Raw genomic sequence first — 20,871 nt, 5'->3', positions numbered from 1 at the left:
GGTGAAGTGAAGGGCGTTCGCGTGCGGTGGTCGATGCACGCGAACGCAAGCATGACTGAATGCGTCAAGCCAGCGTCTTGACCATGTGATGTTCGTCGTAGAAACGGCCGTCGACGAACAGCGAGCGCGGTTCCGTGCCGAACCGGACGAACCCCTGCGACGCATACAGCCGCTCGGCGGTGCCGTTGACTTCGTTCACGCACAGCATCAGTTGCTTGCACCGCCACGCTTGCGCCGCATGAGCGGTCGCGCTCTCGAGCAGCGCCTGCGCGATGCCCTGCCCGCGATACGCGGGATCGACGAACACGCCCCAGATCGTTGCCTTGTGCGCGATCTTCGCGCGCGCATCGCGACGCACGCCCGTGATGCCGACGAGCGTGTCGCCGTCGAACGCGCCGAACACGGCGCGCTCGTGGCTCGGCGTGATGCGCGTCGCGAATTCGTTGACCGGCACCTGCGATTCTTCGTCGAGCGTGGGCAGGAAAGACGTGGGCGCGGTGTCGACCGCACGCAGGCGGAGGGTCTGGAAACGGGCGGCGTCGGCCGCGTCGAGCAGGCGGGTCGTGATCGTCATCGAGGGGATTCCGGTAGAGGGCTGTACGTGCCGGCGCGGGCTGCTGCGGCCGCGCGATGCATCGTGGCTATGCTAATCGGAATACGGATGACGTGTGACGGCGTTCGATGCGTCGTGCGACCAGGCCGCGCCTTGGTCCCCAGATCGCGTCGCGCGGTTAACGCGCATCGCGTTCGGTGCTGAGTACATGTGATTGCGACGTGATTGAACCGTGCAGGCGAGCGGTGAAACTGCCGTGCGACGTGCCGCCGGAGGCGGACGCGAATGTGGACGGACTGCGACAGTACCGGCGGCGCGTCATGCGCGCCGCGTCGACACGAGAAGGATGAGGATGATGTAAAACAGGCGCGCCGTCGCGCCGCACCGGCACACGACATCTAACGCGCGGGATGCGCCAGCTCAGGTCAGGCGCACTGAATCGGCATCAATACCGCGACAACTGATTGCCGTTGATCTGCACGCGATCGCCCGGCCGCAGGTTGCCCGGCGACTGCACGTCGAACGAACGCGTCGAGCCGTCGCTGACCTGCACGTCGATCCGGTAGCTGCTCGGCGGTTGCGCGGCGCCCATCTGCTGGCCGATCTGGTTGCCCGCGACCGCGCCGCCGAGCGCGCCGATCACGGTGGCCGCATCGCGGCCGTGACCGCGGCCGAACTGGTTGCCCACCAGGCCGCCGACCAGCGCACCGACGACGGTGCCGGCGACGCCCGCCGGGCCAACCGAACCGCTGACCGGCCGGATGTTCGCGACCGTGCCGTACTGCGTGCCGTAGCCGTTGCCGTACTGATTGCCATATTGCTGCTGATTGCCGTATTGATCATACGGCTGCGACCCGTATTGCGGCTGGTTGCCGTACTGGTCGTACGGCTGCTGCTGCACGTAGCCGGGCTGCGAATACGCGGGCGTCGCATATTGCTGCTGCGGATAACCCGGCTGCGCGCCGTAATAACCGGGTGCGACGCAGGCGGTCAGCGGAAGCGCCGCCACGGCGACGAGCGAGGCGAACAGAACGGTCTTCGTGGAAGGAATGCGCATCATGATGGTTCCTGCATCGGCAACGTGTTCGCCGACGGATACCGGGACGGGTGGCGAACTCGGCGTGAGTATAAGGAATGGCCGAATGCGTGTCCGGTGCGGCCGGGTAACAACGTGTAAAGTCTGTTGCCGCGCAAATCGCCGGCTTGCGCGGGGCGGTCGCGCAACGGCCGGCAAGGGCGGCGGCGCCCGTTCGGCAGCTTCGATTACGCGTATCGACAGCGGTCCTGCGGAGTGTTTTTGAGGCGGTTGGCCCCTCGATTCCGGCGCCCGAAATCTCGGCTTCCGCGACGCCCCCGACGGGCCGTTGGCATACAGGCCGTCTCCGACGAGATCGGACCCCGCTGCGGCATCGTGCTCGCGTGGCGTTTGCGCCGCCCATCGCGAAATCGAATGCGCGGCATCGCGACATTTAATTGGCCTCGGGCGGTGGCGTCCGATATCGTGGCCGGATTCCCTGCCAACGGTCGCGCCGCGCCGGCTGCGGTGCCTTCCCCTGTCCGCGCCGGTGTCGCGCAGCGACCGCCCCACAGACTCCGAGCCATGACCGATCGCATTTTCGTCAACGCCGTCGACGCCGGCGGACAGCCCATCAACCTCGTCGTCCGCGACGGCCGCTTCACCGCAATCGGTGCAGATTGCGCGGCCGCGCCCGGCGCACAGACGATCGACCTCGACGGCCGCGTCGTGCTGCCCGGCTTCGTCGATGGCCACATCCACCTCGACAAGAGTTTCGTCGGCGATCGCTGGGTGCCGCACGAATCGGTCGGCTCGCTGCGCGAGCGGCTCGCGGTCGAGAAGCGCCAGCTCGCGGCTGCGCCGCCGATCGTCGAGCGCGCGAACGCACTGATCGCGCAGGCCGCCGCATTCGGCACGGTCGCGATGCGCAGCCACGTCGACGTCGACGCGACGACCGGCCTGTCGAACCTGCAGGCCGTGATGGCCGCGCGCGAGCGATGGCGCGGGATCGTCGACATCGAACTCGTCGCGTTTCCGCAGGCCGGCGTCGTGACGTGCCCGGGCACCGCCGACATCCTCGACGCGGCCATGCGCGAAGGCGCGGACGTGGTCGGCGGGATCGACCCGACGACGCTCGACGGCGATGCGGACGGCCAGCTCGACATCGTGTTCGGCATCTCCGAGAAGCGCGGCGCGAAGATCGACATCCACCTGCACGAGCCGGGTGAGACGGGCATCGCGCAACTGCTGCGGATCGCGGCGCGCACGCGCGCGGCGGGGCTCGGCGGGCGCGTAAACGTGAGTCATGCATACGCGCTCGGCGAAGTAGGCTACGACGATGTTCAACGCACGGCGGCGGCCCTCGCCGAAGCCGGCGTGTCGATCCTGACGAACGCGCCGGGCGACTGCGCGTTTCCGCCGGTGCGGCAGTTGCGCGACGCGGGCGTGCACGTGTTCGCGGGCAACGACAACATCCGCGACGCGTGGTGGCCGTACGGCAACGGCGACATGCTGCAGCGCGCGATGATGGTCGGCTATCGGTCGGGCTTCTACACCGACGAAGCGCTCGGCGTCGCGCTCGACATGGCGACGCACGCCGGCGCGCGCGTGATCGGCAAGGAGAACTACGGAATCGCGGTCGGCTGCGACGCGACGTTCGTCGCGGTGCGCGCGCCGAATGCGGCGGCGGCCGTCGCGGGCGTGCCGGCCGAACGCTGGGTGTTCCGCCGCGGCGAAAGCGATACGGGCGCACCGTTCGCCCCCGCGCTGCGCTTCACGCGCTGACCGACCCGACCGCGGGCAGCGCGCACGCGCCGTGCCCGCTTCCCGCCCGCCTCGCGCTGACCGACCACACCGGAACCGACATGACGAACCTGCTGATCCGCAATGTCCGCACGAGCGCCGACGCTGCGCTCGACATCCTGATCGAAGGCGATCGCATCGCGCGCGTCGGCCCGTCGCTCGACGCGCCCGCCGGCTGCGCGATCGAGGACGGCGCGGGCGCGCTCGCGCTGCCTGGCCTCGTCGAAGGCCACACGCACCTCGACAAGACGCACTGGGGGATGCCGTGGTATCGCAACCAGGTCGGGCCGCGCCTCGTCGACCGCATCGAGAACGAACGGCACTATCGCGCGACGAGCGGCCATGACGCGGGCGCCGCATCGCTCGCGCTGGCGCGCGCGTTCCTCGCGGCGGGCACGACGCGCATCCGCACGCACGTCGACGTCGATACCGAGGCCGGGCTGCGGCACCTGCACGGCGTGCTCGCGACGCGCGAGACGCTGCGCGGGCAGGTCGACATCCAGATCGTCGCGTTTCCGCAATCGGGCGTGCTCAAGCGGCCGGGCACCGACGCGCTGCTGTCCGACGCGCTCGGCGCGGGCGCCGATCTGCTCGGCGGGCTCGACCCGTGCGCGATCGAAGGCGATCCGGTCGAGGCGGTGGACGTGCTGTTCGCGATCGCCGGGCGCCACGGCCGCGGGCTCGACATCCACCTGCACGAGCGTGCGTCGATGGGCGCGTACTCGCTCGACCTGATCCTGCAGCGCACGGCCGCGCACGGCATGCACGGGAAGGTCGCGATCAGCCACGGGTTCTGTCTTGGCGATATCGCCGAACGCGAGCGCGATGCGCTGCTCGCGCGGATGGCCGAACTTGGCGTCGCGATCGTCACGACCGCGCCCGCGGATGTGCCGGTGCCGCCGGTGGCCGCGTGCCGCGCCGCGGGCGTGACCGTCATCGGCGGCAACGACGGCGTGCGCGACACGTGGACGCCGTACGGCTCGCCCGACATGCTCGAACGCGCGATGCTGATCGGCATGCGCAACGATTTCCGCCGCGACGACGCGCTCGAAGTCGCGCTCGACTGCGTGACGCACAGTGCCGCGCGCGGTTGCGGTTTCGCCGACTACGGGCTGCAGCCGGGCAGCCGTGCGGACGTCGTGCTCGTCGATGCGCTGACGTTCGCCGAGGCGGTCGTCGCGCGGCCGGTGCGGCGTCTCGTCGTGTCGTCGGGGAAGATCGTCGCGCGCAACGGCGCGCTGGTCTGAGCGTAGCGTCGCGCCGGTATGATCCGGTTTTCAGCCGGATTTCCCGGGAGACGACGATGCAACGCACGACAGCGGCACGGGCCGCACGATGGATGGCGGCGGCCCTGTTCGCCGTGACTGCCGAGCATGCGGTGGCGGCCGGCCCGAACGACGCGCAGCAGGAAGCCAATCGACGGACGGTGCTCGCGTTCTACGAAAAAGGCTTGAACGAGAAAGACGCGGACGCCGCGCTTGCGTATGTCGGCGAGCGCTACGTGCAGCACAACCCGAACGCGGCCGACGGCCGCGACGGTTTCCGCAAGTTCGTCGCGTTCCTGCGCGACAAGTATCCGCAGTCGCACAGCGAGATCAAACGCTCGTTCGTCGACGGCGACTACGTGATCCTGCACGTGCACGCGGTGCGCGAACCCGGCACGCGCGGCAGCGCGATCATGGACATCTTCCGGCTCGAGAACGGCAAGATCGTCGAGCACTGGGACGTCAACCAGCCGGTGCCCGAACAGGCCGCGAACGGGAACACGATGTTCTGAGTTGTCCGGAGCGTGCAGCCCCCTTCCTCGTTCCTGAACGAACCTCGCCGCGCGACTATTCCTCGTGCTCCAGCATCGCCGCGAGCGTCTTCGTCAGCACGCTGACCATCGGGTCGGCCGTCGGCCGATGCAGGATGGCGATGTCCATGTGCTCGATCGGCGCGAAACCCTGCTTCGCGGTCAGCACGGTGTGCTCGTCCGTCACCACGCGCGCCGGCAGCACGCTGATGCCGAGCCCGTCCGCGACGGCGGCCTGGATGCCGCTCAGGCTCGACGTCGTGAAGCTGATCCGCCAGCGGCGGCCGCGCTCCTCGATCGCCTTGATCATGTCCTCGCGATAGAGCCCGCGCGGCGGAAACACGACGATCGGCACCGGGTCGAGATCGATCGACGGATGCTTCGCGCTATCGATCCAGCGCAGCTTCTCGGGCCAGCGCACGACGGCCTCGCGGCTGTCGCGCCGCTGCTTGATCAGTACGAGGTCGAGCTCGCCGCGGTCGTATGCGGCGCTGATGTCGCGGCTCAGCCCGCAGGTCACTTCGAGCTTGACCTGCGGATGCGTGCGATTGAACGCGGCGAGCGCATGGGTCGTGCGGCCCGCCGCGAAATCGTCGGGCACGCCGAGCCGGATCGTCAGCGCGACCGTCGCACCCGACAGCGCTTCCAGCATCTCGTCGTTCAGCGCGAGCATGCGCCGCGCGTAGCTGAGCACCGTCACGCCCGCGTCGGTCGGCCGCACGTCGCGCGTGCCGCGGTCGAGCAGGCGGTGCCCGGCGATTTCCTCGAGCCGGCGCACCTTCTGGCTGACCGTCGACTGCGTCGAGTGCAGGCGCGCGGAGGCGGTCGTGAAGCTGCCGCAGTCGGCGACCATCACGAGCGCGCGCAGCAGGTCGAGGTCGAACAGAGGTCTATTCATTTATGTACTTTTTCGGATCTGAGCATTTCGTTTCCTAATGCGTGCGACGACTTTTAACATGGCCGGACGCCGCGGGCAATCGCGGTTTCGCCGGGCACGCGGACGTCAATCTCGTGGATTCGAACGGCAAGACGCCGTTGCAGCATGCGCGGCGGCGCGGGTATGGGGAGATCGGGCGGGTGCTGGCGGGGGGCGGTAGGTTTCAGCCGGGACGGGAAGGTGCTGCGGTCAAACCCATACCTCCCGATACAGGTGAAGATCCTTCGACCAAGCTGCGAGGTTTTTCCAGATGGTCCGGAGCGGGGTGCCCGAGCGTTCGGCGGCTTCCTCTGCCGCCTTCACCACGACAGGCAGCGGCACTTCGTCGAGGATGACGGAGAACTGCGATTCGTATCCTTCCGGAATGTGTCCTGTGGTCAACGCGTCGGCCAGCAAGCGCTCGGTCAATTCGCCCTTGTAGCTGACGTTCGCGCTCACAACGGCTTTGTAGAGGCCGTTGTGAGCCTGTCGCGGCAGCGCCAGGAGTTCGATGCCGAGCACGCTGAGCAACGGGATCAGCTTGTTGATGCCGAGATCCTTGACCTTGCCGGCTTCGAGCTGGTTGACGGTGAACCGAGACAGCCCGGCGAGCTTGGCAAGCTGGGCCTGTGTGAGGTCGAGTTCCGCCCTTCGTTTTGCAACGGCCTGACCGATTTCATAGAGTTGCATGTCGACCTCCCGGCGCACGTTCAGCGCCCTCAAATGTAAAATATATCTTACATGCTCGGATGAGCTATTGGCTCCGAGCAATTTCTGATGCGGTATAGGTCGCATTACCAATGCCGCCGAAGCCGCATCGGACGAGGCTCTGTATCGATCGCCTGTATAGACATCGTCACACCGCAGATATCCGGAAAAACGCGCTCTGTGGCAGGCGTGCGTCGCGCAGGGTAAACACCAAAAAAACCGCGAAAATCCCGCCAAAAATCCGTATTTCAAGCGCCATCCCTTCCTTTTTGCCCCCGCCTGGCCTCACCCCACCTCGTCCCCGCGTGTTCCCGCTTGCGCTCGAAAATTGAGCAGTCTAGACTGCATCGCAGCTTCAACGAAGTCCCGTCTTTCGCGCACCGCACCGCGTCGGCCTCCCGGCGCGGTGCCATCCACCGGACGCCGGCGCTCGCCCGCCGCGTCGAGACCTTCAAGGACACGCCATGAACCGCACTGCAAAGCTCCTCGTTACCGCGCTGGCGTTCGCGCCGCTCGTGTCGTTCGCGCAGGACACGTCGACGATCCGCTGGGGCATCGATCCCACGTATCCGCCGTACGAGGCGAAGCAGCCCGACGGCTCGCTCGCCGGCTTCGACATCGACCTGCGCAATGCGATCTGCGAGGAACTGCGCGCGAAGTGCGTGTGGGTCGAGCAGGGCTTCGACGGGATGATTCCGGCGCTGCGCGCGCGCAAGTTCGACGTGATCATGTCCGCGATGACGGCCACCGACGAGCGGCTCAAGCAGATCGACTTCTCGAACAAGCTGTATGCGTCGCCGGGCGCGCTCGTCGCGCCGGTCGGCTCGAAACTGCTGCCGACCGCGGCGTCGCTCGCGGGCAAGCGCATCGGGATCGACCAGGGCACGACGCAGGAGGCGTACGCGAAGGCCGAATGGGCGACCAAGGGCGTGACGATCGTCTCGTACCAGAACCAGGACCAGGTGTACCAGGATCTCGTCAACGGCCGCCTCGACGCGACCTTCCAGGACAAGACGCAGGCCGGCTACTCGTTCCTGAAGACGCCGCGCGGCGAGGGCTACGCGTTCGCGGGCCCCGACGTGACCGACGCGCGGATCACCGGCTACGGCGTCGCGATGGGGCTGCGCAAGGGCGACGCCGACATGAAGAAGCGGCTGAACGACGCGATCGCCGCGATCCGCGCGAACGGTACGTACCAGAAGATCGCCGCGAAATACTTCGACTTCGACATCTACGGCGCGAAGCCGTGAGCGTCGCACCGTGACTTCGTGATCCATTCAATCGACAGGCAAACCATGACGAGTATCCAGGACCGCGTCGCGCAAGCCGTGACGCCCGAACTGATCGCCGCGTTTCGCGAGGAAGGCGCGGTCTGCATCAAGGGCATCTTTTCGCCCGACGAAGTGGCAGCGCTCCGGGCCGGCATCGACGCGAATCTCGCGCAGCCGAGCGAGCGCGCGAAAGTCGCGAGCCGGCCCGACGATCCGGGCTGGTTCTTCGAGGATTTCTGCAACTGGCAGCACAACGACGCGTACCGCGACTTCATCGTGCGCTCGCCGGCGCCGTCGGTGGCCGCCGCGCTGATGGGCACGGAGCACGTGCGGCTGCATCACGACCACCTGCTCGTGAAGGAACCCGGCACGCGGCAGCGCACGCCGTGGCACCAGGACCAGCCGTACTACAACATCGAAGGCGACGACAACGTCAGCATGTGGATTCCGGTCGATCCGGTGCCGCTCGAATCGACGCTGGAATTCGTCGCGGGCTCGCATCGCGGGCCATGGCTGATGCCGCGCACGTTCATGGACAAGGAGGCGAAGTGGTTTCCGGAAGGCAGCCTCGCGGACCTGCCCGACATCGAAGCCGATCGCGCGGCGTTCCCGATCCGCCACTGGGCGCTCGAGCCCGGCGACATGGTGTGCTTCCGGATGCTCACGCTGCATGCGTCGGGCGGCACGCAGAACCGCCGGCGCGCGTTCTCGATCCGCTTCGTCGGCGACGACATCCGTCACGCGCCGCGCCGCTGGAAAACGTCGCCCGATTTCCCCGGGCTCGCGGCGCAACTGCCCGACGGCGCGCCGCTCGAACACCCGCTGTTTCCGGTCGTGTGGTCGCGCGACGCGGGGCAGGTCGGCGCGATCTGACCGGCGCATGTAACGAGCGCGGCGGCCGTTTCCTGACGAAACGGCCGCCGCGCGTTTTTGTGCGTATCGGCGTGTCTGCGTGTGACGAAGGTTCAGGTCGGGTGGCGCCCGGCGCCCGGCTTGAAGCGCGAGCCGAGCCGGTAGCGGTTGCCCGGGTGCAGGAAGTGCACGAACGTGACGGGCAGCCCGTCCGTCCAGGTGCGGCGCGTGAGCGTGAGGCACGGCTCGTCGGCGCGCATGTCGAGCAGTCGTGCTTGTTCGCCGGTCGGCAACGATGCGTCGACGACGTGCTCGATTTCCAGTTCGTAGTGCGACACGTTGTTGTACAGGTACTCGGACGGCGGCTCGGTCTGGAAATCCTGGTCGATGAAACCGGGCGCGGCGGCCGGGTTCACGTAGCGATCCTCGAGCTGGATCGGGCGGCCGTTTTCCTCGTGCACGCACACCACATGAAAGACCGGCGTGTTGACCGGCAGGCCGAACGCGGCCGCGACGTCGAACGACGCGGGCTCGCTCGACCGGCTCAGCACGCGGCAGCGGTATTCGTGCCCGCGCGCGCGGATTTCGTCGCGGATATGCGCAATCATCAACAGGTTCGACTGCGGCTTCGCCTCGGCGACGAAGGTGCCGACGCCCGCGATGCGCTTCAGCACGCCTTCCTCGGTCAGTTCGCGCAGCGCGCGGTTGACCGTCATGCGCGCGACGCCGAACTGCGCGGCGAGATCGAGCTCGGACGGAATGCGGTCCCCGGGGCGCCAGTCGCCCGACTCGACGTTCTGGCGAACGAGCGTCTTGATCTGCTGGAACGGTGCGGTGGTCCGGGTGACCATCGGGGGATCCTTGAGGGTGAAATACGGGAGCGATTTTATCGCCTTTCCACCGGCAAACATGGCCAAGCCCATATTTGCCGCGTCGGTCTAAAGATGCCGGGCAGCATGTCGATATAGCAGTTCGGGCAACTATTTCGTCGTTCGCATGGACATTTTCACCAAAGAAAACCTTGGCCTTCTGCTGGGGCTGATCGGGGCAGTTGGCGCCATTCCCGTATTCAAGGGTTACTTCGTCGGTGCGCTGACTTCGAATAGTTCGCGAAAGCTCAACAAGCTGCGCGAAGAAAGGGCATTCTTTGTCCGTCTGAATGCGTCGCCGAACGACGTTGCAATTTATCTCGTCAAAGGCGTGCTCATCGCGATGTCGATCATCGGCGTATCCATGATGTTCCACGGGATGCCGAGTCCCGATAGCGCGACTCATATCGCGCTGGTGGATACGGTGGGCGGATTTGCCGTCTATATGATCGCGATCTGGCGGCTCGGCAAGATTAACCGGCTTGCGAAATTCGAGCGGACGCTCGACGCCCTCGATCGCCAGATTGCGCGGCTGGAACAGAAGCTGTCCGCGAATCGGGCACCGGCAAACTGAGCGCGCCCGAGCGGGGGGCCTGAGCCGCGCCCTGCCCGGGCACGCCGTACGCAACGCCAGCCCGTTCCGGGGCGCGGCGTCGCGTGCGGCATGCGTGGCCGGCCGGATCGCGGTGATGCGGATCACAATTCCCGCACGTCGGCCGTCGGCGTGGAGCCGAACGCATCGCTCAGCGCATAGCCGATCAGTTGACGTGCGGCCGCCTCGGGGGTCGCGAGCGCGCCGCTCGACTTCAACCGGTCGAACTTCTCGCGCATCGGGAAGTTGTCATCGCTGGTCGAGCGGATCGTCGCCTGCATGCCCGTATCGACGACACCCGGCGCGACGCTGCAGATCCGCAGCGCTCGGTTCGCATCGAGCGCGACCGCGCGCGCATGGTGATCGAGTGCGGCCTTGGTCGCGCAATAGATGCTCCAGCCCGCGTACGCATTGCGCGCCGCGCCGCTCGACAGGTGCAGGATCCGGCATTCGGTTGTGGAGGATGCCGCCTGCGCGAGCGCGGCCGACAGCATCAGCGGCGCCGCGACGTTCAGGCCGACCGCGCGCGCGACGATCGCCGGGTCCTGCGCGGCGAGCGGGCCGATCGGATCGACGATCCCCGCGTTGTTGAACAGCAGCACGATCGACGCGCCGTCGACGAAGCTGTGCAGCGTGTCGCCGGCCAGCCAGGTCGCGACGGCCGACGTGTCCGACAGGTCGAGTTCGACTTCGGCGAAGCGGTCGCCGGCTTGCGACGCGAGCGATGGATGGCGGCTGCGCGACACGCCGAGCACGGCGATGCCTTCCTGCAGCAGTTGTTCGGCGAGCGATGCGCCGAGACCGCGCGTGTGTCCGGTGACGATGGCGCGCACGTGCGGCGAGGTTGAGGATGCAGTCATGGTGGCGAACGGGTGATTGGGTGAAAAGGTGAACGGTGTCGACGAGCGGCGCGCATGCGCGGCGGCAGTGCGTGTTGGGCCGGTGATGCGTGGTATTGATATGCAGAGGTGTGCAGAGGCGGTTGCGCGCGGCGCCGCGGATGTCCGCATGAACGCATATCGTAGCGTCGGCATGCGTGTCGCGCAAACGCGGGCATACACCGCACGCTGCGGCGTGTGTGAAGCGCGAGTTCACAAGTGCCGCGCGCATGCATCGTCGCGCGGCATCGCGAGGCCGATACGTTGGACGAAAGCGGCTGCGGCAAGTGCGCGCGCCGGCGCGGCGAGCGGCGCCGGGCCATGCGTCGCGAGCTATCATATGGCTCGCCCGTGCGCGATGCCGGACGGGCCGCGATCGTTTCCCCTCACCTGCTGCACGCTGCGAAGCCACCATGAACACCACGCCGGATACGCCCACGCCACGCGCCCTTCGCGAACTCACGCCTCTCGAGGCCCGCATTCTCGGTGTGCTCGTCGAGAAACAGCACACGGTGCCGGACACCTACCCGCTGTCGCTGAATGCGCTGACCGCGGGCTGCAACCAGAAAACCGCGCGCTCGCCGGTGATGAACGTCAGCGAGGACGAAGTCACGACCGCGCTCGACGGGCTGAAGCACCTGAGCCTCGTGATGGAAGGCAGCAGCAGCCGCGTGCCGCGTTTCGAGCACAACATGAACCGCGTGCTCGGCATCCCGAGCCAGGCGATCGCGCTGCTGACCATTCTGCTGCTGCGCGGTCCGCAGACGGCGGCCGAGCTGCGCCTGAACAGCGCGCGCCTGCACGGCTTCGCGGATATCTCGTCGGTCGAGGCGTTTCTCGACGAACTCGCGGCGCGTGCGCAGGCGCTCGTCGTCCGGCTACCGCGTGCGCCGGGCGCGCGCGAGAACCGCTGGATGCACCTGATGTGCGGCGAGGTGAACGTGGCCGACTTCGCGAGTGCGGATGCCGGCGGCGCGGATTCCGTGCCGCCTTCCGAATTCGAGGCGCTGAAGGCCGAACAGAAGCGCCTCTCGGATGAAGTGGCGCGACTGAGTGCACTGGTTCAGCGGATGGCCGGCGAACTGGGGATCGACGTCGACGTGCAGGGCGGCGCGGGCTGATCCACGGCGCGATGCGACGCGGTGCCGGCGCGTGCATCCGCGCCGTGCAGCGGGCATCAGTCGCCGCGACGCCATCGCTACCAGCGGCACCCCGATTGCGGCGAAACGTCGACATCCAGCGCCCTGCCGAACGCGGTTTTCCTGCCGGTGCGCGCATTGGTGTAGGTCATCGAATAGATGTTGGCGCCCTGGGACATCATTTCGTATCTCCCGTTGATCTTGCCGTCGACCATTTCGACCCAGGTCGTCGTGAACTGGTGCGGACGGTCCTCGGCGAGCACTTCGTCCTCTTCGTATTCGATCACCAGCGGGAGGGCCGTTTTCGATTTCGCGTACCGGACCATGCCGCCCGTCCAATTGACCGCATCGTCGTAGTAGGTGCGCATCTCGAAGCGCACGGGTTTGTCGCCATCCGATGTGAAGCAGAACACTTCGGTGGAAACCTTGGCGAGCGCCGGCAACGAAATACAGAGCAGTACCGCGGCAAGAGCTTTTTTCATGATGGTGGTGTGCAAGAGATTAAGCGGCCTTTCAACCGACACTGATCCGCGTAGCCCCCGCATCGACGAGCCGGAACAGCAGATCCTCGACGGCCGTCTCGGGCGCGGAACCGAGATCCGCATTGACGCGCCACCCCTGTTCCGTGCGAACCGGTTCCGACAGGTAGTGAACGATGCCATGCAGCCCGTCTTCGGCCGGTGCGTTCTCGTCGTCCACATCGAACCACGCGAAGAACCATGTCTTGAACGCGTCGACCGCCGCGCTTTCGTCGAGACCGTCGGCCTCGATCGCGGCCCAGTCCCACACGAACGGGCGGATCGATACGGCCGCCGTTTCGAGATCGAACGCGAATGGTTCGAAATCCAGTTGCGAGGTCGAATCGATCATCGACGGCTGGCCGGCCGCGTCGCCTTCGGCCGGGATCGTGTCGGCCCGGCACGGCAGCGCGAGCGGCCCTTCGGTGGCCAGCGCGCCGTCGGCCTGCCGGTAGGCCGGTTCGACGATCACCGCCGGTTGCGCTGCCGCTTTCGCGAGCAGGTCGATATAGGGTTGGCGGATGGCACGGAGCAGTTCGGATACGGTCATCGTGGCGTGTCGGTTGGGCAGGAAACGATCGGTCACAGGCAGGCGGTGCGCCGCGCGGCCCGCATCGCACGACGGGCCGCTTCGGTAACGGACAGCCGTGATCGTACGGCACTTCGTCCGGGTGCGGACAGTCGGCCGAACGGCCGGGGTGCCCGCATCGCATTGCGGCGGATTTAGACGTTTACCTTCAAACAATGGAAAACGCACATCGAACGCGTTCTCGTTGTGCTTCAATTCATCCGGTTTGTACTCCTACTAAAATTGCAGATTCCGAACAAACCGGATCATTCATCTACAGGAACAGGAGACAGTCGATGGCACGGAAACGGTTGTGAATCGGCAATCGCGATGGTCTGCAACACCGCCGAACTTCCTTCGATGAAAGCAGGTTATCCAAGGGGCCTCCACCCATGTCCTCCAGACGTTTGATGATTGCCGCGGCCGCCGTGTCCACTGCACTGGCCTTCGCCGCACCGCCGGCCAGCGCCGGTGCGCCGACCGTGTCCGATCCGTTCTATACGTACGCCGGCACCACGCCATTGGCATCGATTCAACCGGGCACGGTGCTGAAGACGCGCAACGTCACCTATCACGTGGCCGGCATTCCGACCGCGCTGACCGCGCAGCAGCTGCTGTATCGCACCAGCAACGCGCGGAACCAGCCGGTCGTCAACGTGACGTCCGTGATCCGGAGTCAGGTCAGCAACGGCCAGGCCATCTCGTACCAGTCGGCCTACGATTCGCTGAACCCGTACGATGAACCGTCGCAGGTGATCGCCGGCGACCGCGACGTTACCAAGGTCATCAACGTGGGCACGTTGTTCTACAGCGCGGAATCGGTTCCGCTGTCGACACTGCTGCTGCTGGGCTACAACATCATCGTGCCCGATACGGAAGGCCAGACGGCGGACTTCGCCGCCGGCCCCGAATACGGGATGACGACGCTCGATTCGATCCGCGCGGCGCTCAACACGCCGTCGACCGGCCTGAATCCTTCGAGCAAGGTCGCGATGATCGGTTATTCCGGCGGCGCGATCGCGACGAACTGGGCCGCGCAACTCGCGCCGAGCTATGCGCCCGACATCAACAGGCAGCTCGTCGGCGCGGCGGAAGGCGGCGTGCTGGTCGACCCCGCGCACAATCTGCGCTACGTGGACGGCAGCATCGTCTGGGGCGGCGTCGCCGCGGCCGCGCTCGCCGGGCTGTCGCGCGGCTACGGCTTCGACCTGACGCCCTATCTCAGCGACACCGGCGTTGCCGTGTTCAAGGACATCCAGAGCCAGTCGCTCGGATACATCCTGCCGAAGTACACGGGCCTGCATTGGGCGACGCTGTTCAAGCCGCAATACGCGAACGACATCAACAGCATTCCGGTGTATGTGACGTACGCGAACAAGGTGAATGCGGGGCTGGCCGCGTCGCCGACCATTCCAATGTTTATCGGCCAGGGCACGGCGGGCGCGCTCGACGGCACGTTCGGCAGCCAGGTGGGCGACGGCGTGATGCTTGCGTACGACGTGCGCGCGCTGGCGCAGAAGTTCTGCGCCAGCGGCACGCCGGTCACGTACACCGAGTATCCGCTCGAACATGTGGGCGCGATCGTGCCCTGGGTGGCCGGCATGCTGCCGTGGCTCTACGACCGCTTCAACGGGAAAGCCGCGCCGAGCAATTGCTGGCTGACGGCGCTGCTGCCGAGCAATTCGCTGGCGCCCGAGACGCCGCACTAGACGCGCCGGGCGACGCGGTGAAGGGCAGGGCGATCCGCCGCGGATCGCCCTTTTTTGTCCCGCGTTTGGCCGTCTGTCGCATTTGCCTGACCGCAGTCACCCGCATTGCCCCGCCGCGACCGGCTGCCGCCTCTCCCGGGTGCCATAATCGAGCCTGCACATCATTCCAGACGTCCCCCGGAGAATCACCATGCAGAACCTCGACAATCCTTCCCACGATCGCGAGGTAGGCAGCGCCGACGCGACGCAGGACACCACGCGCATCGACGATGTCCGCATCGGCGCCGTGCGCCCGCTGATTTCGCCGGCGCTGCTGCTCGACGAATTGCCGGTGCCGGCCGCCACGCAGACGCTCGTCGAGGATACGCGCCGCGCGATCGGCGACATCCTGCACGGCCGCGACGACCGGCTGCTGCTCGTCGTCGGCCCGTGCTCGATCCACGATCACGACCAGGCGCTCGACTACGCGCGCCGCCTGAAAGTTGCGGCCGATGCGCTGAAGGACGACCTGCTGATCACGATGCGCGTCTACTTCGAGAAGCCGCGCACGACGGTCGGCTGGAAGGGCTACATCAACGATCCGCGCCTGGACGGCAGCTTCCGCATCAACGAAGGGCTGCGCGCCGCGCGGCAACTGCTGCTCGACGTCAATGCGCTCGGCCTGCCGGCCGCGACCGAATTCCTCGACCTGCTGAGCCCGCAGTACATCGCCGACCTGATCGCGTGGGGCGCGATCGGCGCGCGCACGACCGAGAGCCAGAGCCACCGCCAGCTCGCGTCGGGGCTGAGCTGCCCGATCGGCTTCAAGAACGGCACCGACGGCGGCGTGCAGGTCGCGTCGGACGCGATCGTCGCCGCGGCCGCGAGCCATGCGTTCATGGGGATGACGAAGATGGGGATGGCCGCGATCTTCGAGACGCGCGGCAACGACGATGCGCACGTGATCCTGCGCGGCGGCAAGAGCGGCCCGAACTACGACGCCGCGCATGTCGAGGCGTGCTGCGCGGTGCTGCGCAAGGCCGGGCTGCGCGAGCAGGTGATGGTCGACTGCTCGCATGCGAACTCGAACAAGTCGCACGAGCGGCAGATCGACGTCGCGCAGGATCTCGCGCGGCAACTGTCGCAGGGCGAGCACCGGATCGTCGGCGTGATGGTCGAGAGCCATCTCGAGGCCGGGCGGCAGGATCTGAAGCCGGGTGTGCCGTTGCAGTACGGCGTGTCGATTACCGATGCGTGCTTGAGCTGGACGCAGACGGAGCCGGTGCTCGATGTGCTGGCGGAGGCGGTGCGGCATCGCAGGGTGTATTCGCGGAATGCGTGACGGGGGGCGGCGCCGATATGCGTGCTGCGTCATCGCGTTCGATGCAGCATCTCGCGAGTGGCGCTAACATGGCGCCGGTGCGATGTGTCGCGCGCACGGAGGCGGCGAGGCCGGCCGCCGATATCGACAACAATTCACCGGAGTGCATAAAAACATGGCGTTCTACAAAACCCTCATCGCAGCAACCGTCCTCGCATCGAGCGTCAGCGCACACGCGCAGATCGCCGGCGCGCAGCCGCTCAGCGTGACCGTCGAGCAATCGCAGGCACTGCTCGAAGGCTGGAGCGTGAAGAAGAGCGTACTCGGCAAGACCGTTTACAACGACGCGAACCAGAAGGTCGGCACCGTGCGCGACCTGATCGTCGCGCCGGACGGTTCGGTGTCGGCGGCGATCGTGTCGGCCGGCGGCTTCCTCGGCGTGGCCGCGCACGACGTCGCGGTGCCGATCGCGTCGCTCGACGTGCGCAACGGCAACATCTACCTGCCGGGCGCAACGAAGGATGCGCTGAAGGCGACGCCGGCGTTCCAGTACGCGAAGGTGCCGTCGCCGCCGAAGCCGAAGAAGCTCGACGACAAGCACTGATCGATGCGGCCCGGCGCGCGCTGCGCCGGGCCCGGCCGACCGCGGGCCGTGAATGGATCCGCGCGTCGGCGCGATCGTCGGAGGCCGGGCACCACATCATGGCGGCGAACGGATCGCGTCAACGATCGATGACGATGCGGCTGCGTTGCCGCCGTGCATCCGGCGCGAATCGGTATCGTGATTCGCACCACGCCGCGAATATCGCCAATGCCGGTGCTCAGCTTGCCGGCATCTTCCCGCCCACCCACACCCCGTCGAAACCGAACGCGACCGGCCCGCTCAGGAACACGCTGCCGGTACCGTCCCATTGAACGGCGACGTCGCCGCCGTCGCATTCCACCCGCACCGTGTGGTCGAGCAGCCCGCGCCGGATGCCGTTGACCGCCGCGCCGCACGAACACGAGCCTGAACCAAGCGGCACGCCGCCGCCGCGCTCCCAGATGCGCAGGCGGATATGCGAGCGGCTGACGACCTGAACGAAGTGCACGTTGGTCTTCAGCGGAAACAGCGGGTGCGTTTCGATTGCCGGGCCGAGCGCTTCGACATCGACCGTACCGAGATCGTCGACGAAGAACGTGCAGTGCGGATTGCCCATGCTGCACGCGGCCGGTGCGCCGGGCAGCGGAAGAGCGAGCGTGTCGACGGCTTCGGCGACGGGCACGTCCTGCCAGCCGATGCGCGGTGTGCCCATCTCCACCGTGATCAGCCCGTGCGCATCGTGCGAACAGAGCAGGCGCCCGCGGTTGGTGCGCAGCACGACCGACGCCGCTCCCGTTTCCCGCATCACCTTCCACGCAACGCCGCGCGTCGCGCTGCCGCAGGTATCGAGCACCGAGCCGTCGGGGTTCCAGAACGCGACGCGGGCGGCCGCGTCGTCGCAGTCCGACATCACCGCGAGCTGGTTGAAGCCGATGCCGCGATGCCGGTCGCCCATGCGCCGGACGAGGTCGCGGTCGATCGCGTGTGCTTGAGCCTGATCCTGGCCGCGCAGGTCGACGACGACGAAGTCGTCGCCATTCGCGTTCATCTTCTGAAATCGGATCGGCATGGCGGTTCCGGAATCGAGGCACGCGAACACTGTACGTGGCTTGCCGGAGCGGATCAATCGACGCGGTCGGGGTGCGACGCACCACTTGGGGCTCACCCGGATTCCGAAGTTAATCGTAAGGTATGTAATATAAATGAAAGATCTTATTCGGATCTGTCCTAGTCCGTTATCGCGTGCATTCGCGCAGCGGATCCGACCCACCGCCACGTGTCACCCGGTTCTCAACAGAAACGCCCTATGGAACAACTCGTCGATTCGATCAACGGTGTTATCTGGAGCCCCGCGCTCATCTTCCTCTGCCTCGCCGCGGGGCTGTACTTCTCGCTGCGCACGCGTTTCGCGCAGGTCCGCCACTTCATCGAGATGCTGCGCCTGATGCGCGGCAGCAAGGCGTCGGCGGAAGGCGTGTCGTCGTTCCAGGCGCTGGCGCTGTCGCTGTCGGGGCGCGTCGGCACGGGCAACATCGCGGGCGTCGCCACGGCCATCACGTTCGGCGGCCCCGGCGCGATGTTCTGGATGTGGCTCGTCGCGTTCCTCGGCGCGAGCACCGCGTTCGTCGAATCGACGCTGTCGCAGATCTACAAGGTGCGGCGCGAAGGGCAGTATCGCGGCGGCCCCGCGTATTACATCGAGACGGGGCTCGGCATCCGCTGGTACGCGGTGGCGTTCGCGATCGCGACCGTGCTCGCGTGCGGGCTGCTGCTGCCGGGCGTGCAGGCGAACGGGATCTCGTCCGCGGTCGAGAATTCGTTCGGCATCGCGAAGCCCGTCACCGGCTCGGTGCTCGTGCTGCTGCTCGGCCTCATCATCTTCGGCGGCGTGAAGCGGATCGCGCGCGTCGCGGAAATCGTCGTGCCGTTCATGGCGCTCGGCTACATCCTGATCGCGTGCGTGGTGATCGCGCTCGACATCGAACGCCTGCCGGGCGTCGTCGCGCTGGTGTTCGAGAGCGCGTTCGGCTTCCAGGCCGGCTTCGGCGCGATGCTCGGCATGGCGATCCAGTGGGGCGTGAAGCGCGGCGTCTATTCGAACGAAGCGGGGCAGGGCACGGGCCCGCACGCGTCGGCCGCCGCCGAAGTAAAGCACCCGGCGCAGCAGGGGCTCGTGCAGGCGTTCTCCGTCTATGTCGATACGCTATTCGTGTGTTCGGCGACAGGCTTCATGATCCTCATCACCGGCGCCTACAACGTGGTCGCGCCGAGCGGCCGCGCGCTGTTCTCGGGCGCGGCCGGCATCGAGGCTGGCCCCGGCTATACGCAGATGGCCGTCGAATCGGTGCTGCCCGGCTTCGGCGCGGCATTTGTCGCGATGGCGCTGTTCTTCTTCGCGTTCACGACCATCCTCGCGTACTACTACATCGCGGAAACCAACGTCGCGTACCTGAGCCGCACGCGCAGCAGCGCCGCCGGCACGTTCGTGCTGCGCGCGGTGATCCTGCTCGCGACGCTGTACGGCGCCGTGAAGAGCGCGAGCGTCGCGTGGGCGCTCGGCGACATCGGCGTCGGGCTGATGGCGTGGCTGAACCTCGTCGCGATCCTGCTGCTGCAGAAGCCGGCGCTCAAGGCGCTGCGCGACTACGAGGCGCAGAAGCGCGCGGGGCGCGAGCCGTCGTTCGATCCGGCCGCGCTCGGGATCGCGAACGCGACGTTCTGGGAAAAGCGGGAGGCGGCAAATGGCGAACCGGACGGTCGAACCGCGTCGGTCGTGACTGCGGAACGGCAATCGTAGCGCCTGCACGGCGCGGACGCGGGGCCGGCTGTGCGCGTCGAGTCAGCTGTGCGCGCCGAAATTGCCTTCAACGGCAATATCCCTTACCATAAAGTAAGGAATATTGGAGGTGCCATCATGACAGCAGCAACCATCACTTCAAAGGGCCAGGTCACGATCCCCGTGGACGTGCGCAATCAGCTTGGTCTTCAGGCTGGCGACCGGATCGAATTCAGCCTCAACGAGACAACCGGCCGGTATGAGGTTTACCCGGCCACGCGCCCGCTGGCGTCCCTCAAGGGCATCGTGAAGAAGCCCGCGAAACCCGTGTCGATCGAGGACATGAACCGGGCTATCGCGGAGCAGGGGGCATCCGCGCAATGATCGGACTGGATACGAACGTGCTGGTCCGTTACTTCGCACAGGACGACGCCGTACAGTCGAAGAAGGCGACGGCGCTGATGGAGTCCCTGTCGGCCGAACGGCCGGGGTACGTTTCGCAGGTTGCCCTGGTCGAGGTCGTATGGGTGCTCGCGCGCTGCTATGGCGTCGAGCGCGAACAGATGAACGACATCATCGACTCCATGATCGGCACCAAAGAGCTGGTCGTTGAAGGTGCTGACACGGTGCGAAAGGCACTTCGCGTTTTCGTGGCGTCTGCGAAGGCGGATTTCGCGGATTGCCTGATCGAGCGGTCGGGGCACGTGGCCGAGTGCGAGTACACAGCTACTTTCGACGTGACGGCTTCGAAGGTCGCTGGTATGCAGTTGATCAAATAATCGCGGCGCGAGCCGATATCAGTGTGGCAACTGGGTTGCTAGAGGATTTCGGACAAAGCGAGCGCAGGCGCGCAAAACCGCTGAGTAGCCATAGGAAAACACAGAGCGGAGGGCGGATGTGGTACTGCACCATTCATCCACCGCAAAATACGGATTTCCCTTTTTCCTTCCCTTCGAATGGCAAAAGCGCATCTACGTAATTCTACGTAGCCCCGCATACGTAGTTATCCGCTTGTAAGCCGCCCCT

The 20,871-nt window shown here is 66.6% G+C and carries 22 protein-coding genes; 13 read left to right on the top strand and 9 right to left on the bottom strand.

Annotated features, from left to right (window positions below):
• Positions 1 to 64: 64 nt before the first annotated feature.
• Both BT264_RS20330 and BT264_RS20325 read right to left on the bottom strand, forming a co-directional pair.
• Positions 65 to 574: a GNAT family N-acetyltransferase gene (locus tag BT264_RS20330; protein ID WP_072439975.1), complete on the bottom strand. Its 510-nt coding sequence runs from the start codon at positions 572 to 574 to the stop codon at positions 65 to 67.
• 424 nt (positions 575 to 998) lie between these two features.
• Positions 999 to 1,613 carry an outer membrane lipoprotein gene (locus BT264_RS20325; RefSeq protein ID WP_072439977.1) on the bottom strand — a complete coding sequence of 205 codons (615 nt, stop codon included), beginning with the start codon at positions 1,611 to 1,613 and terminating at the stop codon, positions 999 to 1,001.
• Positions 1,614 to 2,153: 540 nt separating this feature from the next.
• Between BT264_RS20325 and BT264_RS20315 the strand changes: the two genes are divergently transcribed.
• From BT264_RS20315 to BT264_RS20305, 3 genes are all read left to right on the top strand, one after another.
• Positions 2,154 to 3,353 carry an amidohydrolase family protein gene (locus BT264_RS20315; protein WP_072439980.1) on the top strand — a complete coding sequence of 400 codons (1,200 nt, stop codon included), beginning with the start codon at positions 2,154 to 2,156 and terminating at the stop codon, positions 3,351 to 3,353.
• A gap of 80 nt (positions 3,354 to 3,433) precedes the next feature.
• Positions 3,434 to 4,618, top strand: coding sequence for an amidohydrolase family protein (locus tag BT264_RS20310; RefSeq protein WP_072439982.1), 1,185 nt, complete (start codon positions 3,434 to 3,436; stop codon positions 4,616 to 4,618).
• Between the two features lie 56 nt (positions 4,619 to 4,674).
• The gene (locus BT264_RS20305) at positions 4,675 to 5,148 is read left to right on the top strand and encodes a nuclear transport factor 2 family protein (RefSeq protein ID WP_072439983.1); all 474 of its coding nucleotides are present in this window, start codon (positions 4,675 to 4,677) and stop codon (positions 5,146 to 5,148) included.
• Between the two features lie 55 nt (positions 5,149 to 5,203).
• Here BT264_RS20305 and BT264_RS20300 read toward each other — a convergent pair whose 3' ends face one another.
• Positions 5,204 to 6,064, bottom strand: a complete 861-nt coding sequence (locus BT264_RS20300; RefSeq protein WP_072439986.1) for a LysR family transcriptional regulator — start codon at positions 6,062 to 6,064, stop codon at positions 5,204 to 5,206.
• A gap of 228 nt (positions 6,065 to 6,292) precedes the next feature.
• Entirely contained in the window at positions 6,293 to 6,772 is a 480-nt protein-coding gene (locus BT264_RS20295; RefSeq protein WP_072440281.1) for a helix-turn-helix domain-containing protein, read from the bottom strand.
• 482 nt (positions 6,773 to 7,254) lie between these two features.
• Here BT264_RS20295 and BT264_RS20290 point away from each other — a divergent pair, with 482 nt between their 5' ends.
• Together BT264_RS20290 and BT264_RS20285 are read left to right on the top strand one after the other, a co-directional pair.
• Complete coding sequence (locus BT264_RS20290; protein ID WP_072439988.1) at positions 7,255 to 8,040, top strand: ABC transporter substrate-binding protein; 786 nt, start codon at positions 7,255 to 7,257, stop codon at positions 8,038 to 8,040.
• A 45-nt stretch (positions 8,041 to 8,085) separates the two neighbouring features.
• Entirely contained in the window at positions 8,086 to 8,934 is an 849-nt protein-coding gene (locus BT264_RS20285) for a phytanoyl-CoA dioxygenase family protein (RefSeq protein WP_072439990.1), read from the top strand.
• A gap of 92 nt (positions 8,935 to 9,026) precedes the next feature.
• On the opposite strand, the gene hutC is transcribed toward BT264_RS20285, so the two are convergent.
• Positions 9,027 to 9,764: a histidine utilization repressor gene (gene hutC, locus BT264_RS20280; protein ID WP_072439991.1), complete on the bottom strand. Its 738-nt coding sequence runs from the start codon at positions 9,762 to 9,764 to the stop codon at positions 9,027 to 9,029.
• A gap of 145 nt (positions 9,765 to 9,909) precedes the next feature.
• Between hutC and BT264_RS20275 the strand changes: the two genes are divergently transcribed.
• A complete protein-coding gene (locus BT264_RS20275; RefSeq protein ID WP_072439993.1) occupies positions 9,910 to 10,356 on the top strand; it encodes a hypothetical protein in 447 nt (148 codons plus the stop codon).
• A 122-nt stretch (positions 10,357 to 10,478) separates the two neighbouring features.
• On the opposite strand, the gene BT264_RS20270 is transcribed toward BT264_RS20275, so the two are convergent.
• A complete protein-coding gene (locus BT264_RS20270; protein WP_072439995.1) occupies positions 10,479 to 11,234 on the bottom strand; it encodes an SDR family oxidoreductase in 756 nt (251 codons plus the stop codon).
• Between the two features lie 431 nt (positions 11,235 to 11,665).
• Between BT264_RS20270 and BT264_RS20265 the strand changes: the two genes are divergently transcribed.
• Positions 11,666 to 12,373, top strand: a complete 708-nt coding sequence (locus tag BT264_RS20265) for a YceH family protein (RefSeq protein WP_072439997.1) — start codon at positions 11,666 to 11,668, stop codon at positions 12,371 to 12,373.
• A 77-nt stretch (positions 12,374 to 12,450) separates the two neighbouring features.
• On the opposite strand, the gene BT264_RS20260 is transcribed toward BT264_RS20265, so the two are convergent.
• Both BT264_RS20260 and BT264_RS20255 read right to left on the bottom strand, forming a co-directional pair.
• Complete coding sequence (locus BT264_RS20260) at positions 12,451 to 12,888, bottom strand: hypothetical protein (protein ID WP_256260685.1); 438 nt, start codon at positions 12,886 to 12,888, stop codon at positions 12,451 to 12,453.
• A gap of 16 nt (positions 12,889 to 12,904) precedes the next feature.
• Positions 12,905 to 13,459, bottom strand: coding sequence for a hypothetical protein (locus BT264_RS20255; protein ID WP_072440001.1), 555 nt, complete (start codon positions 13,457 to 13,459; stop codon positions 12,905 to 12,907).
• A 410-nt stretch (positions 13,460 to 13,869) separates the two neighbouring features.
• On the opposite strand from BT264_RS20255, the gene BT264_RS20250 reads away from it, so the two are divergent.
• From BT264_RS20250 to BT264_RS20240, 3 genes are all read left to right on the top strand, one after another.
• On the top strand, positions 13,870 to 15,186 hold the full coding sequence (locus tag BT264_RS20250; RefSeq protein ID WP_072440003.1) for a lipase family protein: 1,317 nt from the start codon (positions 13,870 to 13,872) through the stop codon (positions 15,184 to 15,186).
• Positions 15,187 to 15,376: 190 nt separating this feature from the next.
• Positions 15,377 to 16,507, top strand: a complete 1,131-nt coding sequence (locus BT264_RS20245; RefSeq protein ID WP_072440005.1) for a 3-deoxy-7-phosphoheptulonate synthase — start codon at positions 15,377 to 15,379, stop codon at positions 16,505 to 16,507.
• Between the two features lie 154 nt (positions 16,508 to 16,661).
• Positions 16,662 to 17,090: a PRC-barrel domain-containing protein gene (locus tag BT264_RS20240; RefSeq protein ID WP_072440007.1), complete on the top strand. Its 429-nt coding sequence runs from the start codon at positions 16,662 to 16,664 to the stop codon at positions 17,088 to 17,090.
• Between the two features lie 217 nt (positions 17,091 to 17,307).
• Here the strand turns inward: BT264_RS20240 and dapF are convergent, their stop codons facing one another.
• Positions 17,308 to 18,138 carry a diaminopimelate epimerase gene (dapF, locus tag BT264_RS20235; protein WP_072440009.1) on the bottom strand — a complete coding sequence of 277 codons (831 nt, stop codon included), beginning with the start codon at positions 18,136 to 18,138 and terminating at the stop codon, positions 17,308 to 17,310.
• A 237-nt stretch (positions 18,139 to 18,375) separates the two neighbouring features.
• Here dapF and BT264_RS20230 point away from each other — a divergent pair, with 237 nt between their 5' ends.
• The 3 genes from BT264_RS20230 to BT264_RS20220 all read left to right on the top strand — a co-directional run bounded on the left by BT264_RS20230 (position 18,376) and on the right by BT264_RS20220 (position 20,624).
• Positions 18,376 to 19,866, top strand: a complete 1,491-nt coding sequence (locus BT264_RS20230; RefSeq protein ID WP_072440011.1) for an alanine/glycine:cation symporter family protein — start codon at positions 18,376 to 18,378, stop codon at positions 19,864 to 19,866.
• 117 nt (positions 19,867 to 19,983) lie between these two features.
• Positions 19,984 to 20,229, top strand: a complete 246-nt coding sequence (locus BT264_RS20225) for an AbrB/MazE/SpoVT family DNA-binding domain-containing protein (protein WP_072440283.1) — start codon at positions 19,984 to 19,986, stop codon at positions 20,227 to 20,229.
• Positions 20,226 to 20,624: a PIN domain-containing protein gene (locus tag BT264_RS20220; RefSeq protein WP_072440013.1), complete on the top strand. Its 399-nt coding sequence runs from the start codon at positions 20,226 to 20,228 to the stop codon at positions 20,622 to 20,624. Before BT264_RS20225 ends, BT264_RS20220 begins: the two co-directional genes overlap by 4 nt.
• Positions 20,625 to 20,871: the final 247 nt, after the last annotated feature.

It is taken from the genome of Burkholderia sp. NFPP32 (assembly GCF_900119325.1).
Classification (GTDB): Bacteria; Pseudomonadota; Gammaproteobacteria; order Burkholderiales; family Burkholderiaceae; genus Burkholderia; species Burkholderia pyrrocinia_C.
This window is presented reverse-complemented; position numbering and strand designations above follow the sequence as displayed.

What these genes read in the sequence shown, in the direction of transcription:
- BT264_RS20330 (WP_072439975.1), bottom strand. Translation starts at nt 574, where the DNA reads ATGACGATCACGACCCGCCTGCTCGACGCGGCCGACGCCGCCCGTTTC.
- BT264_RS20325 (WP_072439977.1), bottom strand. Translation starts at nt 1,613, where the DNA reads ATGATGCGCATTCCTTCCACGAAGACCGTTCTGTTCGCCTCGCTCGTC.
- BT264_RS20315 (WP_072439980.1), top strand. Translation starts at nt 2,154, where the DNA reads ATGACCGATCGCATTTTCGTCAACGCCGTCGACGCCGGCGGACAGCCC.
- BT264_RS20310 (WP_072439982.1), top strand. Translation starts at nt 3,434, where the DNA reads ATGACGAACCTGCTGATCCGCAATGTCCGCACGAGCGCCGACGCTGCG.
- BT264_RS20305 (WP_072439983.1), top strand. Translation starts at nt 4,675, where the DNA reads ATGCAACGCACGACAGCGGCACGGGCCGCACGATGGATGGCGGCGGCC.
- BT264_RS20300 (WP_072439986.1), bottom strand. Translation starts at nt 6,064, where the DNA reads ATGAATAGACCTCTGTTCGACCTCGACCTGCTGCGCGCGCTCGTGATG.
- BT264_RS20295 (WP_072440281.1), bottom strand. Translation starts at nt 6,772, where the DNA reads ATGCAACTCTATGAAATCGGTCAGGCCGTTGCAAAACGAAGGGCGGAA.
- BT264_RS20290 (WP_072439988.1), top strand. Translation starts at nt 7,255, where the DNA reads ATGAACCGCACTGCAAAGCTCCTCGTTACCGCGCTGGCGTTCGCGCCG.
- BT264_RS20285 (WP_072439990.1), top strand. Translation starts at nt 8,086, where the DNA reads ATGACGAGTATCCAGGACCGCGTCGCGCAAGCCGTGACGCCCGAACTG.
- hutC (WP_072439991.1), bottom strand. Translation starts at nt 9,764, where the DNA reads ATGGTCACCCGGACCACCGCACCGTTCCAGCAGATCAAGACGCTCGTT.
- BT264_RS20275 (WP_072439993.1), top strand. Translation starts at nt 9,910, where the DNA reads ATGGACATTTTCACCAAAGAAAACCTTGGCCTTCTGCTGGGGCTGATC.
- BT264_RS20270 (WP_072439995.1), bottom strand. Translation starts at nt 11,234, where the DNA reads ATGACTGCATCCTCAACCTCGCCGCACGTGCGCGCCATCGTCACCGGA.
- BT264_RS20265 (WP_072439997.1), top strand. Translation starts at nt 11,666, where the DNA reads ATGAACACCACGCCGGATACGCCCACGCCACGCGCCCTTCGCGAACTC.
- BT264_RS20255 (WP_072440001.1), bottom strand. Translation starts at nt 13,459, where the DNA reads ATGACCGTATCCGAACTGCTCCGTGCCATCCGCCAACCCTATATCGAC.
- BT264_RS20250 (WP_072440003.1), top strand. Translation starts at nt 13,870, where the DNA reads ATGTCCTCCAGACGTTTGATGATTGCCGCGGCCGCCGTGTCCACTGCA.
- BT264_RS20245 (WP_072440005.1), top strand. Translation starts at nt 15,377, where the DNA reads ATGCAGAACCTCGACAATCCTTCCCACGATCGCGAGGTAGGCAGCGCC.
- BT264_RS20240 (WP_072440007.1), top strand. Translation starts at nt 16,662, where the DNA reads ATGGCGTTCTACAAAACCCTCATCGCAGCAACCGTCCTCGCATCGAGC.
- dapF (WP_072440009.1), bottom strand. Translation starts at nt 18,138, where the DNA reads ATGCCGATCCGATTTCAGAAGATGAACGCGAATGGCGACGACTTCGTC.
- BT264_RS20230 (WP_072440011.1), top strand. Translation starts at nt 18,376, where the DNA reads ATGGAACAACTCGTCGATTCGATCAACGGTGTTATCTGGAGCCCCGCG.
- BT264_RS20225 (WP_072440283.1), top strand. Translation starts at nt 19,984, where the DNA reads ATGACAGCAGCAACCATCACTTCAAAGGGCCAGGTCACGATCCCCGTG.
- BT264_RS20220 (WP_072440013.1), top strand. Translation starts at nt 20,226, where the DNA reads ATGATCGGACTGGATACGAACGTGCTGGTCCGTTACTTCGCACAGGAC.